Source organism: Agrobacterium sp. FDAARGOS_525, from assembly GCF_003938925.1.
Lineage (GTDB): Bacteria > Pseudomonadota > Alphaproteobacteria > Rhizobiales > Rhizobiaceae > Agrobacterium > Agrobacterium pusense.
Map to the genome: position 1 here is coordinate 2,112,469 of NZ_RKIU01000003.1, position 15,650 is coordinate 2,128,118.

Annotated in this window: 15 protein-coding genes; 8 read left to right on the forward strand and 7 right to left on the reverse strand. The window is 60.1% G+C overall.

Going from position 1 to position 15,650, the window contains the following annotated elements:
* The first annotated feature begins 143 nt into the window (after window positions 1-143).
* The gene (locus tag EGT36_RS11705; RefSeq protein ID WP_037091500.1) at window positions 144-1,064 is read left to right on the forward strand and encodes a cation diffusion facilitator family transporter; all 921 of its coding nucleotides are present in this window, start codon (window positions 144-146) and stop codon (window positions 1,062-1,064) included.
* 76 nt (window positions 1,065-1,140) lie between these two features.
* Here EGT36_RS11705 and EGT36_RS31000 read toward each other — a convergent pair whose 3' ends face one another.
* The gene (locus tag EGT36_RS31000) at window positions 1,141-1,266 is read right to left on the reverse strand and encodes a hypothetical protein (RefSeq protein WP_004440843.1); all 126 of its coding nucleotides are present in this window, start codon (window positions 1,264-1,266) and stop codon (window positions 1,141-1,143) included.
* A gap of 455 nt (window positions 1,267-1,721) precedes the next feature.
* Here EGT36_RS31000 and EGT36_RS11715 point away from each other — a divergent pair, with 455 nt between their 5' ends.
* Together EGT36_RS11715 and EGT36_RS11720 are read left to right on the forward strand one after the other, a co-directional pair.
* The gene (locus EGT36_RS11715; RefSeq protein WP_006699372.1) at window positions 1,722-3,386 is read left to right on the forward strand and encodes an electron transfer flavoprotein-ubiquinone oxidoreductase; all 1,665 of its coding nucleotides are present in this window, start codon (window positions 1,722-1,724) and stop codon (window positions 3,384-3,386) included.
* A gap of 351 nt (window positions 3,387-3,737) precedes the next feature.
* Entirely contained in the window at window positions 3,738-4,478 is a 741-nt protein-coding gene (locus EGT36_RS11720; protein ID WP_004440847.1) for a pentapeptide repeat-containing protein, read from the forward strand.
* Between the two features lie 83 nt (window positions 4,479-4,561).
* Here the strand turns inward: EGT36_RS11720 and EGT36_RS11725 are convergent, their stop codons facing one another.
* On the reverse strand, window positions 4,562-5,578 hold the full coding sequence (locus EGT36_RS11725) for a zinc-binding alcohol dehydrogenase family protein (protein ID WP_037091498.1): 1,017 nt from the start codon (window positions 5,576-5,578) through the stop codon (window positions 4,562-4,564).
* 103 nt (window positions 5,579-5,681) lie between these two features.
* Between EGT36_RS11725 and EGT36_RS11730 the strand changes: the two genes are divergently transcribed.
* A complete protein-coding gene (locus tag EGT36_RS11730; RefSeq protein ID WP_004440851.1) occupies window positions 5,682-6,071 on the forward strand; it encodes a winged helix-turn-helix transcriptional regulator in 390 nt (129 codons plus the stop codon).
* A gap of 121 nt (window positions 6,072-6,192) precedes the next feature.
* Entirely contained in the window at window positions 6,193-7,029 is an 837-nt protein-coding gene (locus EGT36_RS11735; protein ID WP_022555883.1) for an undecaprenyl-diphosphate phosphatase, read from the forward strand.
* A gap of 225 nt (window positions 7,030-7,254) precedes the next feature.
* Here EGT36_RS11735 and mgtE read toward each other — a convergent pair whose 3' ends face one another.
* Window positions 7,255-8,628 (reverse strand): magnesium transporter, encoded by a 1,374-nt coding sequence (gene mgtE, locus EGT36_RS11740; protein ID WP_004440855.1) that lies wholly within the window; start codon window positions 8,626-8,628, stop codon window positions 7,255-7,257.
* Window positions 8,629-8,875: 247 nt separating this feature from the next.
* Entirely contained in the window at window positions 8,876-10,120 is a 1,245-nt protein-coding gene (locus EGT36_RS11745) for an MFS transporter (protein WP_037091495.1), read from the reverse strand.
* A gap of 238 nt (window positions 10,121-10,358) precedes the next feature.
* On the opposite strand from EGT36_RS11745, the gene EGT36_RS11750 reads away from it, so the two are divergent.
* The 3 genes from EGT36_RS11750 (at window position 10,359) to EGT36_RS11760 (ending at window position 13,359) form a co-directional block, all read left to right on the forward strand.
* Complete coding sequence (locus EGT36_RS11750) at window positions 10,359-11,267, forward strand: diacylglycerol/lipid kinase family protein (RefSeq protein ID WP_037091492.1); 909 nt, start codon at window positions 10,359-10,361, stop codon at window positions 11,265-11,267.
* Between the two features lie 186 nt (window positions 11,268-11,453).
* On the forward strand, window positions 11,454-12,827 hold the full coding sequence (locus EGT36_RS11755; protein WP_172965643.1) for an aspartate aminotransferase family protein: 1,374 nt from the start codon (window positions 11,454-11,456) through the stop codon (window positions 12,825-12,827).
* A gap of 61 nt (window positions 12,828-12,888) precedes the next feature.
* Window positions 12,889-13,359 carry an OsmC family protein gene (locus EGT36_RS11760; protein ID WP_004440860.1) on the forward strand — a complete coding sequence of 157 codons (471 nt, stop codon included), beginning with the start codon at window positions 12,889-12,891 and terminating at the stop codon, window positions 13,357-13,359.
* Between the two features lie 3 nt (window positions 13,360-13,362).
* On the opposite strand, the gene vapC is transcribed toward EGT36_RS11760, so the two are convergent.
* The 3 genes from vapC to amn all read right to left on the reverse strand — a co-directional run bounded on the left by vapC (window position 13,363) and on the right by amn (window position 15,550).
* Window positions 13,363-13,752, reverse strand: coding sequence for a type II toxin-antitoxin system VapC family toxin (gene vapC / locus EGT36_RS11765; protein WP_004440862.1), 390 nt, complete (start codon window positions 13,750-13,752; stop codon window positions 13,363-13,365).
* The gene (locus EGT36_RS11770; protein ID WP_004440864.1) at window positions 13,749-13,979 is read right to left on the reverse strand and encodes a type II toxin-antitoxin system VapB family antitoxin; all 231 of its coding nucleotides are present in this window, start codon (window positions 13,977-13,979) and stop codon (window positions 13,749-13,751) included. The genes vapC and EGT36_RS11770 overlap by 4 nt, the downstream gene beginning before the upstream one ends.
* Window positions 13,980-14,044: 65 nt before the next feature.
* Window positions 14,045-15,550: an AMP nucleosidase gene (amn, locus tag EGT36_RS11775; protein WP_004440865.1), complete on the reverse strand. Its 1,506-nt coding sequence runs from the start codon at window positions 15,548-15,550 to the stop codon at window positions 14,045-14,047.
* Between the last annotated feature and the right edge of the window lie 100 nt (window positions 15,551-15,650).

Consider the following 15,650-nt stretch of genomic DNA (forward strand, 5'->3'; position numbering starts at 1 on the left):
TTATAGAGCATTTCCAGGAAAAGTGGACCCCGGTTTTCCGTCTGGAAATGCGCCGAAACAAAGAGTTAGGCGTTTTCTCGATTCGAGGAAAAGCAAAATCCCCCTGTGAAGGCGGGCCCGGTTTTGAAGGTCGAACAAGTGTCATGACAGAACAGTCTTTGCTGAAATTCTCGATTGCCGTCACGATTCTGCTGGCATTGTTCGGCATCGGGGCGGGCCTGTTTTCCGGCTCCTTCGCGGTCGTCTTCGACGGTGTCTACGCCCTGACGGATGCTTTCATGACGGTGCTCGCATTGCTCGTGGCGCGGCTGATCGCCGCCGCCGCGGCACCCAGGCCGGGCGGCCGGCTGGTGGAGCGCTTCACCATGGGCTTCTGGCATCTGGAGCCAATGGTGCTCGGCCTCAACGGCACGCTTCTGATGGGGGCGGCGATTTACGCGCTCATCAATGCCATCGACAGCCTGATAGACGGCGGCCGGTCGATCGAGTTCGATTACGCCATCATCGTCACCTTCGTCAGCTTCGCCGTCTCGCTCGCCATGACATGGTTTGTCAAACGGCAGAACCAACGGCTGAAATCCGCCTTCGTGGCGCTGGACGCTAAAAGCTGGCTGATGAGCGCGCTGCTGAGCGTGGCGCTGTTCATCGCTTTCGCCATCGGTTACGGGCTGACGGGAACGTCCCAGGCATGGCTGTCGCCCTATGTCGACCCGGCCGTGCTGACGCTGGTCTGCCTCGTCATCATTCCCATGCCACTCGGCAATGTGAAACAGGCGCTGGCCGACATACTTCTTGTCACCCCGCTGGAGTTCAAACAGCATGTCGACAGGGTGGCGGGGGAGGTCGTGGCGAAGTTCGGCTTTTCCTCGCATTACTCCTATGTGGCCCGGGTTGGCCGCGGCCGCCAGATCGAACTCTTCTTCATTGTTCCCAGAAACTGGCCGCCGCGGCGCCTTGAGGAATGGGATGCGATCCGCGACGAGATCGGCGAAGCGATAGGCGGCGAGGGGAGTGACCGTTGGCTGACGATCGTGTTCACGACGGATGAAGAATGGGCTGTTTGAGCGGAGTGTGGAAAGCAAGGTCTGCTTCGTCCCCGGGAGTGGGCCAAGCGGCCCGCGCCTTTAAAACTGGCGGCGCTTACGGTCCCTTGGTTTCGTTTTCCTTCTTCGCCTGATCATGATGCCATTTGATGGCGAAGAACATGCCCGTTCCCAATACGAGAATTTTGAACGGCAAGAAGACGATAGGGAAGAAGTCCCACATTTCAGATATTTCCAGCTATGACGCGACGATATATTTCTCGGGAATATTAGCTCAAAACCGCTGCATCCGACACCGGCCATATTGACGCAGATGCGGTCCCGATCTCCCCTTGTCATGCGATCGGCCCGCCCATCAATCGCTTTTGGCCGCCTGATTATAGGCTGGCTATGCCTGCCCAATGCCGGCAACCCTTGACGCATTCCCCCGTCGATCATATCCTCATTATTACGTGAACGTAAAAGTAATAAACAATCATCAGGTTGTCTGACAATTGACTGGCGTGCGACATGTTTTGCCGCTATAGAAGCTCGACAAAGGCGTGCCGCTTTGCAAAGACGGATGCTGATGGATACGGTGTCGCGGATGGACTTTTTGTCCGGCGCAGGCGGTGCGTCGCAGGTGTGGAAAAGACGATAACAACAGCCGGATGGGACCGGCGATCTGAGAGGATGGAAATGACGGAAGCGATGGAACTGCCCGAACGCGAAGCGATGGAATTCGACGTTGTGATCGTCGGTGCGGGTCCGGCCGGTCTTGCCGCCGCAATCCGGCTGAAGCAGGTGGAGCCGGAGCTCTCGGTCGTCGTGCTGGAAAAGGGCGCGGAAGTCGGTGCCCACATCCTCTCCGGCGCCGTGGTCGACCCCATCGGCATCGACAGGCTGCTGCCGGGATGGCGCGACGAGGAGGGGCATCCCTTCAAGACCGAGGTCAAGGACGACCAGTTCCTGTTCCTGGGGCCGGCGGGCTCCATCCGCCTGCCGAACGCCATGATGCCGCCATTGATGAACAATCATGGCAATTACATCGTCTCGCTTGGCCTCGTCTGTCGCTGGCTGGCGGAAAAGGCGGAAGGGCTCGGCGTCGAGATCTATCCGGGCTTTGCCGCCACGGAAGTGCTTTATAACGACGAAGGCGCTGTCATCGGCGTTGCCACCGGCGATATGGGCATCGAGAAGAATGGCGAGCCGGGCCCGAACTTCACCCGTGGCATGGAACTGCACGGTAAATACGTGTTGATCGGCGAGGGCGTGCGCGGATCGCTCGCCAAGCAGCTGATTTCCAGATTCGACCTGTCCAAAGATCGCGAGCCGCAGAAATTCGGCATCGGCATCAAGGAGCTCTGGCAGGTCAAGCCGGAGAAGCACAAGCAGGGCCTCGTGCAGCACTCCTTCGGCTGGCCGCTCGGCTTCAAGACCGGCGGTGGCTCTTTCCTGTATCACCTGGAAGATAACCTCGTTGCCGTCGGTTTCGTGGTGCATCTCAATTACAAGAACCCCTATCTCTATCCCTTCGAGGAATTCCAGCGGTTCAAGACGCATCCGGCGATCCGCGATACGTTCGAGGGCGGCAAGCGCATTTCCTATGGCGCGCGCGCCATCACGGAAGGTGGTTACCAGTCAGTGCCGAAGCTCACCTTCCCGGGCGGCGCGCTGATCGGCTGTTCCGCCGGCTTCGTCAACGTGCCACGCATCAAGGGAAGCCATAATGCGGTTCTCTCGGGCATGCTCGCGGCGGAAAAGATCGCCGCGGCGATTTCCGCCGGCCGCGCCCATGACGAGGTTACCGAGATCGAGGCCGAATGGCGCGAAGGCGATATCGGAAAGGACCTGAAGCGGGTCCGCAACGTCAAGCCGCTCTGGTCGAAGTTCGGCACGCTCATCGGCGTCGGCCTCGGCGGTCTCGACATGTGGACGAACCAGCTGTTCGGTTTCTCTTTCTTCGGCACGCTGAAGCACGGCAAGACGGATGCGCAGAGCCTGGAGCCCGCCTCCAAACACAAGCCGATCGCCTATCCGAAGCCGGATGGCGTTCTGACCTTCGACCGCCTGTCCTCCGTCTTCCTGTCGTCCACCAACCATGAAGAGGACCAGCCGGTCCATCTTCAGGTGAAGGACATGGAGCTGCAGAAGCGCTCCGAACACGACGTCTTTGCCGGTCCCTCCACGCGTTATTGTCCAGCCGGCGTTTATGAGTGGGTGGAGAAGGACGGCCAGGAAGTCTACGTCATCAACGCCCAGAACTGCGTGCACTGCAAGACCTGCGACATCAAGGATCCGAACCAGAACATCAATTGGGTGCCGCCGCAGGGCGGCGAGGGGCCGGTTTACGCCAACATGTGACGGTGAAGCGATCCTGCCTCATGATGCTCGGGCTTGTCCCGAGCATCTGCAACGGGTGATTTTACGATAGGTGGACGGATACTCTGCGGAGCGCTGTTTCCGTCGGCGAAAGCTCGTCGCGGTCATGCAGTTCGTCGGTCCGCCTGGTTCATTGTGTCTGCCACGGCACCAGAGCAGCGCCATTGCCCTCTTTCCCGTCAGTATTTGTGGATTGCTCTTCGATTTCTTACATATAGGATGTTGGGGCGTTGTAGCATCATGTGGCCTGTGGATCGCGGGCAGTGAATGCGATAACGCCTTGAACGTGCATATGGTCCTAGGTGCCGTCGCCAGACGGCAGGGAGTGAAGGAATGTCCGGCTTTCAAAGGCTGAATATCGTGCGGAAGACAGGCTTGGCTGGCAGCGTCGCGGCGCTTGCGATGGCTGCCTTTTCTTTCACTGGCAATCCGGTGGCTGCCGCGAGCTGTCGTTCCGATGCCATGGCCGGCATAGACTGGCGCGAATGCAACAAGCGCCTCCTGATGCTGGGCGGCAGCAATCTCGACTCGGCGATGCTCTACGGTACGGATTTCACTTATACGGATCTGCGCGGTTCGTCGCTGAAGGGCGCTAACCTTGAGAAGGCCAAGCTCATCCGCGCTGCCCTTGGCGAGGCGAACCTTCAGGGCGCAAATCTGACGAAGGTGGAAGCCTATCGAAGCGATTTTTCCGCCGCCGACGCCACCAACGCGAAATTCGTGAATGCCGAAATGCAGCGAACCAAATTCGAAAACACCAAGCTGGACGGCACGGATTTCACCAAGGCTGAACTCGGCCGCGCCGATTTCGAGGGCGCAACGCTGAACGGCTCGAAATTCTCGCTCACCAACCTGTCGCGGGCCCGGTTCGGTGGCGCGAAGCTGGGTGGCCCGGTCGATTTCACCAGCGCCTTCCTGCTGCTGACTCGGATTGAGGGGGTCGATCTTTCCACGGCCACCGGCCTTGACCAGAAACAGATCGACATCGCCTGCGGCGACGCCAAGACCAAACTGCCGAATGGCCTGACGGCGCCCGCCTCCTGGCCGTGCCCGGAAGATCCCGACGACGAGTGATAAAAGGCCGCGCGGTTTTGCGCGGCCCGAACCTCTCCGTAAGCGGAAGGGAAGCGTTCGCGATGCGAAAGCTTCATCGGCGATCAGAAGCCTGAAAGCACGATCTTGCCCTTGGCCTTGTTGCTCTCGATCAGTGCATGCGCCTTGATAAGATTTGCGGCATTGATGGTGCCGAAAACCTCGGTCAGCGTCGTCTTGATCTTGCCGGCATCGACAAGCTCGGCCACGTGGTTGAGCAGCTTGTGCTGCTCGATCATGTCAGGCGTCTGGAAAACGGCGCGGGCGAACATCATTTCCCAATGGATGGATATGCATTTGCGCTTGAACGCCATGATGTCGAAACCGCCAGCCGGATCGTCGATCAGGGCGAAACGGCCCTGCGGTGCGATGGTCGCCACGCTGTCGGCCGCGTGGATGTCGCTGTGGGTGGTGGAGAAGACGAAGCCCGGCGCACCGAGGCCAAGCGCCTCCACCTGCGGCGCGATGGGCTTGCTGTGATCCACGACGTGATGCGCGCCGAGTTCCTTTACCCATTCGATCGTTTCCGGCCGCGAGGCAGTCGCGATCACGGTGAGGTCGGTCAGCGCCCGCAGAAGCTGAACGGCGATGGAACCGACGCCGCCCGCGCCGCCGATGACGAGAACGGCGCTGGCTGCACCCGGAACCGGCTCATTCACCCGCAACCGGTCGAATAGGGTCTCATACGCGGTGATGGCGGTCAGCGGCAGCGCGGCGGCTTCCTCGAAATTCAGGGACTTCGGCTTGGCACCGGCGATGCGCTCGTCGACCAGATGGAATTCGCTGTTGGAGCCGGGACGGTTGATGACGCCGGCGTAAAACACCTCATCACCCGGTTTGAACAGCGAAACCTTGTCGCCAACGGCCTTCACCACACCCGCTGCATCGAAGCCGAGCACACGGGCCTCGCCGTTTTCCGGCGACTGGTTCCGACGTACCTTGGTATCGACGGGATTTACCGAAACGGCTTTCACCTCCACCAGAATGTCGTGTCCCTTCGCTTCCGGCTGTGGCAGATCGATGTCGATGAGGGCATCCTTGGCAGTGATGGGCTGGCTCGTCCTGTAACCGATGGCGCGCATGAAAAGTCTCCTTTGCTTGTTTGCGTGCCTCTTACTTGATACATATGAACAACGATCGCAAGAATGCACATTTTGTGATGATACATACAAAAAGGATACTGTGATGTCGCGACCACGCGCCAAGCTCACCGGCAACTTTCCCGGCTGCCCGGTGGAATCGGCCCTGAGTTTTCTCGATGGCAAATGGAAAGGCGTGATCCTCTATCACCTCATCAATGAGGGGACCCTGCGCTTCAACGAACTGCGCCGCCATATTCCAAGTGTCACCCAGCGCATGCTGACCAAGCAGCTGCGGGAACTGGAGGAGGCGGGTTTGATTTCGCGGACCGTTTTCCCCGTCGTGCCGCCGCGCGTGGATTATGCGTTGACACCGCTTGGCGAGACGATGCGGCCGGTGATTTCGGCGCTGAAAAGCTGGGGCGATGCGCACGTCGTCTGCAAAAACGGCGCGAAATACACGCAGCTTCCGCAGGTGGCGGAGAAGGCGGCCTGAAAGAAATCACGGGTAAGAGCGCGTGCCGGGACATCATTTTTCATGGTGCGATGCAACACGGATTTGCCCCGATTGATGCATAATGCTGCGATCTCGATTCGCAGCAGGGACATCAAAGCACATGAGCATGGGTTGGATGGAGGCCGGATTTCTCGGTCTTTTGCAAGGACTTACGGAGTTTCTCCCAATTTCGTCGAGCGCGCATCTGAGGATCGCCGGGGAGTTCCTGCCCTCCGGCGCCGACCCCGGCGCTGCCTTCACCGCCATTACCCAGATCGGCACGGAAATGGCCGTGCTGGTCTATTTCTGGTCCGACATCATGCGGATCGCTGCCGCCTGGCTCCGGCAAAACCTTCGTCTCGGCCCCTATGACAAGGCCGATGCACGTCTCGGCTGGCTGATCATCGTCGGCTCCGTGCCCATAGTGCTGCTTGGCCTTCTCTTCAAGGACGCCATCGAGCATTCGCTCCGAAACCTCTACATTACTGCCGTGATGCTGATCGTGTTCGGTATCGTTCTTGGCGTCGCCGACAGGATCGGGAAAAAGCGCTACAAGCTCAACCAGCTGATCTGGCGTGATGGTATCCTCTTCGGTTTCGCGCAGGCCATGGCGCTCATCCCCGGCGTTTCGCGTTCCGGCGGCACCATCAGCGCCGGCCTGCTTCTGGGTTATACCCGCGAGGCGGCGGCCCGTTATTCCTTCCTGCTCGCCGTACCCGCCGTCTTCGGCTCCGGTTTCTACCAGCTGTTCAAAAGCATCGGCGAAGACAATCCGGTGGGCTGGGGCCCGACAGGCCTCGCGACCCTGATCGCCTTCATCGTCGGTTACGCCGTTATCGTCGTTTTCCTTAAGCTGGTTTCGACCAAAAGCTACATGCCCTTCGTCTGGTACCGCGTGGTCATCGGCGTCATTCTTTTGGGGCTGCTGGGAACGGGCGTGATTAACGCGGGTGGGTGAGGGGCTTTCCAGGAACCATGCTTTTGGCAGAGTTGCATCATCCGCACGCCGTCACCCCGGACTAGATCCGGGGTCCAGCGCGATCAAGTCATTGATCGCAAAAGACTCTTCTCACGGTGCAGACGCGCCGTGGCTGGATGCCGGATCAAGTCCGGCATGACGGAGGAGAGATTATGACGTGCCGCGAAATGTAGAAGGCCCGCTCTTTCGAACGGGCCTTTGTGTTTAGAGCAATGTACCGCTCAAGATCACCAGCGCCACCGAGAAATAGATGACGAGCCCGCTGACATCCACCAGCGTGGCGACGAAGGGGGCCGAAGCGCTGGCGGGATCAAGCCGCAGACGTTGCAGCACGAAGGGCAGCATGGAGCCGGCGAGCGAACCGAAAGTGACGATACCGACGAGGGCCGCAAAAACCGTGGCACCAACGAGCAGCCAGTGCTCACCGTAGTCGTAGAAGCCAGCCTGCTGCCAGACCGTGAGCCGCAGGAAGCCGATGGCGCCCAGAATGCAGCCGAGCGTCAGGCCCGTCGGGATTTCCCGAAGCAGCACCCGCCACCAGTCGGAAAGCTTCAGTTCGCCCAGCGCCAGCGCCCGGATGATGAGCGAAGTGGCCTGCGAACCGGAGTTGCCGCCCGAAGACATGATGAGCGGTATGAACAGCGTCAGCACCACGGCCTTTTCCAGCTCGCCTTCGAAATGCTGCATGGCGCTGGCCGTCAGCATTTCGCCGAGGAACAGTGCTGCGAGCCAGCCGGCGCGCTTGCGGATCATGTCCGGAAAGCCGATCGTCATGTAGGGCTTGCCCAGCGCCTCCATACCACCGAACTTGTGGGCGTCTTCCGTGGTATCGGCGATCATGGTGTCGATCACGTCGTCAACGGTGACGATGCCGAGAATATGCGAGCGGTCATCCACTACGGGCAGCGCCAGAAGGTCGTGCTTGCGGATCAGCCGCGCGACATCCTCCTGTGACATCAGGGGGCTCGCACAGACAATGCCTTCCTTGGATGCGACCGAAAGAATGGAGGCGCCCGCTTCGCCGGTCAAAAGGCGGCGCAGCGTCACGACGGTGGTTAGCGTCCCGTCCTCGGCCAGCACATAGATGGCATAGACCGTTTCACGCGACCGCTCGACGACGCGGATGTGCGAAAGGGTCTGTTCCACCGTCCAGTTGTCCGGCACGCTAACGAATTCCGTGGTCATGATCGAGCCGGCCGTGCGCGGCGGGTAACCCATCAGGTGCTTGATGGAGAGCGCCGTGGTGCGGTCCAGCCGGGCAAACAGCTTGGCACGCGGTTCTTCGGCCATTTCCGCCATGACGTCGGCCACGCGGTCGTCCGACATCAGGTTGACGAGGCGCGCGGCCTGTTCGACCGGAATATCGGCTATGATCGCGGCGGCACCATGCAGTTCCGGCCGGTCGAGAATGGCGACGGCCTTTGCCTGCGGCATGGCGAGAAGGGCGGCTGCGGCGGCGCCGACATCCAGCGTGTTGAGGTGCTCGACGCGTTCGGCAATGGTGGTGGAGCCGGCATTTCCGCTACGAAGAAGGCGTGCGGCCTTGCTGGCCCTCTGGGAGAGGTTGTGGAAGTTCATGATTGCTCACCTTTCCGTCGATTCGCCGATCACGGCGAACGCGGTGGTGAGCCGACAGCGGTCGGATCAGTTCACGTTCGCCGGTCTCGGCAAAGGCAATCGACTGCTACTGTCGCTAGACATCTAATGATGCTCCGTTGAAATCCGCGCCGTGCCCAAGGCATGCGCGTAAGGCCGTGTTGCGCCTGAAACCGGAAAGAGTCAAGCGCCCGATTGTGAATTTTCCGTAAGCTTCGAAAGGGCCGGGTCAAGCCGCCTTTTGACGCCGCTCTACGGTGACGGAAACAAGAAAAACGCCAAGCCCGAGAAGGGAAAGAACGGCGCCCACATAACCCGTCGAGGCGTAACCGAAGCCCATGGCGATGACGAGGCCGCCGAGCCAGGCGCCAAGCGCATTGGCGATGTTGAAGGCGGAATGGTTCGAGGCGGCAGCCAGCGTCTGCGCATCCTGCGCCACATCCATCAGCCGCGTCTGTACGGCCGGGCAGGCGGCAAAACCGCAGCCGATCAGGAAGACGCAAAGGCAGAGCATGAAGGGATCCTGCGCCGTCATGCCGAAGACAGCCATGACAAGCACATTGAAGGCCAGCATGCCGCCAATCGTGCCGTTGAGCGAGATATCGGCGAGCCGTGAGCCGACGACATTACCGACATTCATGCCGATGCCGAACAGCGCCAGCACCATGGAGACCGTGGAAACCGGCATCATCGCCACGTCAGTCGTGGTCTTCGCGATATAGCTGAAGACCGAGAACATGCCTCCAAAGCCGACGGCGGCAATGGCGAGCGTCAGCCATACCTGTACGCGGCGGAAGGCGCCGAGTTCGCGCCATACGCTGGCGCCTTCTTCCACCCTGTCACGCGGCTGGAACAGCCAAAGCAGGGCCACCGTCAGAAGTGCGATGCCGCCGACAAGCATGAAAGCCGCGCGCCAGGACAGCAGCTGGCCGAAGAAGGTGGCGAGCGGAGTGCCGAGCAGGGTGGCGATGGTGAGGCCGAGCATGACGCGGCCAACGGCGCGGGCGCGCTTGTGGATTGGCGCCATCGAGGCCGCCACGAGCGCCGCAACGCCAAAATAGGCCCCATGTGGCAGGCCGGTGATGAAGCGGAGAATGGTGAAGCTCACAAAATCCGGCGCAACGGCGCTCAGGATGTTTCCAGCCGCAAAAAGTCCCATCAGACTGAGAAGCAATGTGCGGCGCGTGATACGCGCGGCGAGAACCGCGATGATCGGCGCGCCAATGACGACGCCCAGCGCATAGGCGGTGATGACATAACCCGCTTCCGGCACCGTGACGCCATAGGTCGAGGCGACGTCGGGCAAAAGGCCCATGATGGCGAATTCGCCGGTACCGATGCCAAAACCGCCGGCAGCCAGCGCCAGCTCTATAAGCGCAATGGCAAGTGGGGAGAGGACCACGGCAGGCGCAGCCGTGTAAACGGTTTCATTCTCCCCGCCAGGGCGGGCTTCGGAGATGTTCGAATGGCTCATCGTGACCTGAAAGCGGGAAGGGCCCACAGAAAAAAGGGCAAGACCGTATGGGAGCGGTCTGCCCTGACTGGAGATGCGCGGTCATGAAAATGACCTTAAGTGACCTCTAACATGAAATGATGCGTTGCGGTAGAGCGATTCTCGGCAAAAGACGATCTTCACGCGATGGTGTTCGGAACTCTATATAAGGCCAGGCATTTACGCGCGGCTGCGAATGTTACGGGACCGGGTTGGAAACATGAAGCTCATTGCAATTTTCAATCGTGACGGCGGCACATTTCGCACCACCGACATGGAAGCCTATTGTGATCATGCCCGCGAGGTCTTCACCCGCGCCGGACACGTGATCGATTGCCGTCTCGTCTCCGGAAAGGACGTCGTCGAGGAAATGGAACGCGCCGCCGAGGAGCCGGGCATTGAAGGCATCATTGCCGGCGGCGGAGATGGCACCATTTCGGCGGCTGCCGGCATTGCCTGGAAACAGGGCATCGCGCTCGGCATCGTGCCGGCCGGCACCATGAACCTCTTCGCCCGCTCGCTGAAGCTGCCGCTCGACATTCGTCAGGCGCTGGAAACGCTGGCGAATGGCGAGATTGCCAGTGTCGACATCGCCAGCGCCAATGGCCGCCTCTTTGTCCACCAGTTTTCCGCGGGCCTGCATTCGCGCATGGTGCGCTATCGAAACAATCTCGCCTTTGCCTCCCGTCTCGGCAAGATCAAGGCGAGCATCCGCGCCGCCATCAGCGTCATCCTCAACCCGCCTGTCTTCGAGGTGGAATACACCGTTGATGGCCGGACGCAGCATCGAAAGGTATCGGCCATTTCCGTCTCCAACAATGAATTCGGCCAGAATTCGCTGCTGGTGGCGGATAACGTCTCCGGCGGCCATCTGGGTTTTTATCTCACCGATCCGTTACGCCCGTCCGGTGTCGCCAGACTCGCCCTGGATATTCTGCGCGGCAAGTTCAAGCAGAATGCCGCCGTGACAGCCATGACCGTGACGGATGTGGAGCTGCATTTTCCCAAGAAACGCCATGATGTCCGCTGCGTCATCGATGGCGAGCTGCTGCCGATGGAACGCGACGTGGCACTGGAAGTGCACGCCGGCGAGTTGAAGGTGCTGGTGGGGCGGGCGTTCTTCGCTTAGCGCAAACCGACTGTGAATTAGGCCATCGCCGCCTGTTCTTCTGCCGGCGGGGAGAAAAACAGGCGGCGATGCCGTATCCTCCCTAGCCCCTGAAAACCTCCAGTCTTGCCAAATCGAAGCCGCCCGGCCATGGTCGGCGGGTGCGATGGCGTGCGCGCTGTCGCTTCTATGGGAGTGCGATCTGTCATGAATGAAATCTCCAACCCCCTCTCCAACCTTGCTGCCATCGATGCCGCCCATCATCTCCATCCCTTTTCAGACATGGGCAAGCTCAACGCCGCCGGCACCCGCATCATCGAGCGCGCGGAAGGGGTGTTCATCTACGACGGCACCGGCAGGAAATATCTCGACGCCTTCGCCGGCCTCTGGTGTGTGAATATCGGTTACGGACGCCGCGAGATCGCCGATGTGGTACGGCGTCAGATGAACGAGCTCCCCTATTACAACGCGTTTTTCGGCACCACCACGCCGCCCGCGACGCTGCTGGCGCAGAAGATCGCTTCGCACGCCGGGCCTGGCATGAACCACGTGTTCTTCACCAATTCCGGCTCGGAAGCCACCGATACCTGGTTCCGCATGGCGCGGGTCTACTGGAAGGCCCTCGGCCATCCCGCGAAGACGAAGGTTATCGCCCGCCGCAACGGCTACCACGGCTCGACGGTGGCCGGGGCCTCGCTGGGTGGCATGAAGTGGATGCACGAGCAGGGCAGCCTGCCCATCGATGGCGTCGCCCATATTGGCCAGCCCTATTGGTATGCCGAGGGTGGCGATCTTTCTCCGGCCGAATTCGGCCTGAAGGTGGCTCGCGAACTCAATGAGAAAATCGACGAATTGGGCGAGGAAAACGTTGCTGCTTTCGTGGCCGAACCGATTCAGGGAGCCGGTGGCGTCATTGTCCCGCCGGAGACCTACTGGCCGGAAATCGCCCGTATCTGCAAAGCGCGCAATATTCTGCTCGTCTCCGATGAGGTGATCTGCGGTTTCGGTCGCCTGGGCTCCTGGTTCGGCTACCAGTATTTCGGCGTGGAGCCGGACTTTGCCCCCATAGCCAAGGGCCTGTCCTCGGGTTATCTGCCGATTGGCGGCGTGGTCGTGTCAGATCGGGTGGCAGAAGTGATGTTGTCCGAGGTCGGTGATTTCAACCACGGCTTCACCTATTCCGGACATCCCGTCTGCGCCGCCGCCGCGCTGGAAAATCTCCGCATCATCGAAGCGGAGGGTCTGGTGGAGCGGGTGCGCGACGATATCGGCCCTTATTTTTCCGAGGGCTGGAAAAGCCTTGAGGACCACGAACTGGTGGGCGAAGCCGTCAATGTCGGCTTGATGGGTGGACTGCAGATCACGGTGGACAAGGCGACCCGCAGACGCTTCGGCAAGCCGGACGATGTTGGTATAACGGTGCGCAATCATTGCCTTGCAAACGGCCTCGTCATGCGCGCAACGGGCGACCGAATGCTGGCTTCGCCGGCGCTGACCATCAGCCGTTCGGAAGTGGATGAGATCATAGAGACGTTGCGCAAGGGGCTCGACCACCTGCGTGATACGCGCGAGCATTTCTAGGGAAAGTGGACACCGGTTTTCCGTTAAAGAATGCGAAAATAGATGCCAAGGGAGGACTGAAATGGCAGGACAGGAACACCATTACGCCGTGAAGGTGACGTGGACGGGTAATCGTGGCAAGGGCACGTCGGGCTATCGCGACTACGAACGCGACTACACGATTTCCACCGAGGGAAAGGCTGATATAGCCGGCTCGTCCGATCCGGCCTTCCGTGGCGATCCCGCCCGCTGGAACCCTGAAGACCTGCTGGTCGCTTCGCTCTCGGCCTGCCACAAGCTCTGGTACCTGCATTTCTGCTCGGTCAACGGCATCATCGTCGAAGACTATGTCGACGATGCCGAAGGCACGCTCGTCATGGAAAAGGATGGCGCCGGGCAGTTCAGCGAAGTGGTGCTGAAACCGGTCATCACCATCTCGAAGGGTGATCCCGCCCGGGCGGATGCGCTGCACCATGACGCGCACGACAAGTGCTTCATCGCGCGGTCGGTGAATTTTCCGGTGCGGGTGGAGGGGACCGTGAAGGTGGTTTGAGACTCATGCCAGTTGCAGACCGAGATGATCGGCCATCGGCTGAAAGTCTCGGTCGTTTTGCAGCAGCTTATGGCCGTGCTCAATACAGTAGGTGCCGATGATGAGGTCGGGAGTTTTACGCACGGTTTTCCCAACGCTTCGAAGTTTCCGATAGTTAGCGGCGGATTTCACGGCAAGTTCTGGCGTGAGCATCGAGACAAAACCGAAGCGCTTTAACCGGTCATGTATCGCCGCCGCCCGATCGTCGTTGCGTTCGCCCTGCAGGATTTCGAGGAGAATAATGTCGCCGATGATGACGTCGGTCAGATCGCCGATATCATTTAGCATCCTACCTTGGCGGGTGGATTTATTCTGAAACCAGTCAATCCAGACAGAAGTATCGACGACTATCATTCCGCGGCGTCTTGCGCTTCGATGTCGTCCACGCTCCAGCTACGGCGCACATCGTCCAGGTTACCACTCCAGCCGATGCCTCTCAGTTCTTCCAGCGCTTTGCGTCGTCCGAGATTCTCTACAAGATCGCGCAACGCCTTCTCCACCGTCGCCTTTTTTGTCGAAAGGCCGGTAATTTCCATCGCTTCGGCGATCAAGGCGTCATCAAGATCAATATTCGTACGCATGGATAATCCTTGGTGTATCGATTTTCAAAATCATACGCCAAGGCATGCTTCTGCGATATCTCTTTTTACTGGAACGCCGTCTCGTAGAAGCTTCTGAGCTTGCGCGAGTGCAGCGTTTCCGTCGGCATGGCGGCAAGCTTCTGCACGGCGCGGATGCCGATCTGCAGATGCTGGGCGACCTGGGTGCGGTAAAATTCCGTCGCCATGCCTGGCAGCTTCAATTCGCCATGCAGTGGCTTGTCGGAAACGCACAGCAGAGTGCCGTAGGGCACGCGGAAGCGGAAGCCGTTGGCCGCTATGGTAGCGGATTCCATGTCAAGCGCGATGGCGCGGGACTGCGACAGGCGCTTGACGGGACCGGCCTGATCACGGAGCTCCCAGTTGCGGTTGTCGATGGTAGCGACGGTGCCGGTGCGCATGATGCGCTTCAGTTCGAAGCCCTCGTAACCCGTGACTTCGGCGACTGCACCTTCCAGCGCGAGCTGCACTTCGGCAAGCGCCGGGATGGGTACCCAGACCGGCAGGTCGTCGTCAAGCACGTGGTCCTCGCGCACATAGGCGTGGGCCAGAACATAGTCGCCCAGCCGTTGGCTGTTGCGCAGGCCGGCGCAGTGGCCGACCATCAGCCACGCATGCGGGCGCAGCACGGCGATGTGATCGGTGATCGTCTTGGCGTTGGAGGGGCCGACGCCGATATTGACGAGCGTAATGCCGGCATGACCTTTTTTCTTCAGGTGATAGGCCGGCATCTGCGGCAGTCGGGCCAGCACCGCGTCCGTCTCGGGCTTGTCGGAACCCGCATGGGTGATGATGTTGCCCGGCTCCACAAAGGCCGTGTAACCCTCGCCGCCATTCTTCATCATCTGCCTCGCCCAGGCAGCGAATTCGTCGATATAGAACTGGTAGTTGGTGAACAGCACGAAGTTCTGGAAATGGCTGGCGCTCGTCGCCGTATAATGGCTGAGGCGCGCCAGCGAATAATCGATGCGCTGCGCCGTAAAGGGCGCAAGCGGCGCCGGCTCGCCCGGCACCTGATCATATTCGCCATTGGCGATGAGATCGTCGGTGTTGTTGAGATCGGGCGTATCGAAGAGATCACGCAGTGGCACGTCTGACAGCGACGAAGCCGCCGCCGCCTCGACATACGCGCCTTCGCCGAAAGCGAAATGCAGCGGAATGGGCGTAGCCGATTCCGACACCGTGACCGGAACGCCGTGGTTCTTCATAAGAAGCCCCAGCTGTTCCTTGAGATAGTGGCGGAAAAGCTCAGGCCGTGTGATGGTTGTCGTATAGACGCCGGGCGCGGTCACGTGGCCATAGGAAAGGCGGGAATCGACATGGCCGAAAGTGGCGGTCTCGAGGCTGACCTGCGGGTAGCAGGCGCGGTAACGCCCGGCAATCGGCGCGCCCTTGGCAAGGTCTGTGAAGGAATTGATCAGGAACGCCGTGTTGCGTTCGTAGAGCGCGCTCAAAGCCGCAACAGCTTCTTTCGGGTCCGTGAATGTCTGCGGCGCGAAAGGCTCTGGACTGATGAAGGTGAGGGGCGGAATCGTTGGTTTTGCTATTGTCATGGCCCATTATAAGAGGCCAATTTCGACAGGCAAGCGACAGAAATACGAAGAAACTGAAAAGAAACGCGAAAATGCAGCCGGACAATGCTGGCGCGGCAGA

What these genes read in the sequence shown, in the direction of transcription:
- EGT36_RS11705 (WP_037091500.1), top strand. Translation starts at nt 144, where the DNA reads ATGACAGAACAGTCTTTGCTGAAATTCTCGATTGCCGTCACGATTCTG.
- EGT36_RS31000 (WP_004440843.1), bottom strand. Translation starts at nt 1,266, where the DNA reads ATGTGGGACTTCTTCCCTATCGTCTTCTTGCCGTTCAAAATTCTCGTA.
- EGT36_RS11715 (WP_006699372.1), top strand. Translation starts at nt 1,722, where the DNA reads ATGACGGAAGCGATGGAACTGCCCGAACGCGAAGCGATGGAATTCGAC.
- EGT36_RS11720 (WP_004440847.1), top strand. Translation starts at nt 3,738, where the DNA reads ATGTCCGGCTTTCAAAGGCTGAATATCGTGCGGAAGACAGGCTTGGCT.
- EGT36_RS11725 (WP_037091498.1), bottom strand. Translation starts at nt 5,578, where the DNA reads ATGCGCGCCATCGGTTACAGGACGAGCCAGCCCATCACTGCCAAGGAT.
- EGT36_RS11730 (WP_004440851.1), top strand. Translation starts at nt 5,682, where the DNA reads ATGTCGCGACCACGCGCCAAGCTCACCGGCAACTTTCCCGGCTGCCCG.
- EGT36_RS11735 (WP_022555883.1), top strand. Translation starts at nt 6,193, where the DNA reads ATGAGCATGGGTTGGATGGAGGCCGGATTTCTCGGTCTTTTGCAAGGA.
- mgtE (WP_004440855.1), bottom strand. Translation starts at nt 8,628, where the DNA reads ATGAACTTCCACAACCTCTCCCAGAGGGCCAGCAAGGCCGCACGCCTT.
- EGT36_RS11745 (WP_037091495.1), bottom strand. Translation starts at nt 10,120, where the DNA reads ATGAGCCATTCGAACATCTCCGAAGCCCGCCCTGGCGGGGAGAATGAA.
- EGT36_RS11750 (WP_037091492.1), top strand. Translation starts at nt 10,359, where the DNA reads ATGAAGCTCATTGCAATTTTCAATCGTGACGGCGGCACATTTCGCACC.
- EGT36_RS11755 (WP_172965643.1), top strand. Translation starts at nt 11,454, where the DNA reads ATGAATGAAATCTCCAACCCCCTCTCCAACCTTGCTGCCATCGATGCC.
- EGT36_RS11760 (WP_004440860.1), top strand. Translation starts at nt 12,889, where the DNA reads ATGGCAGGACAGGAACACCATTACGCCGTGAAGGTGACGTGGACGGGT.
- vapC (WP_004440862.1), bottom strand. Translation starts at nt 13,752, where the DNA reads ATGATAGTCGTCGATACTTCTGTCTGGATTGACTGGTTTCAGAATAAA.
- EGT36_RS11770 (WP_004440864.1), bottom strand. Translation starts at nt 13,979, where the DNA reads ATGCGTACGAATATTGATCTTGATGACGCCTTGATCGCCGAAGCGATG.
- amn (WP_004440865.1), bottom strand. Translation starts at nt 15,550, where the DNA reads ATGACAATAGCAAAACCAACGATTCCGCCCCTCACCTTCATCAGTCCA.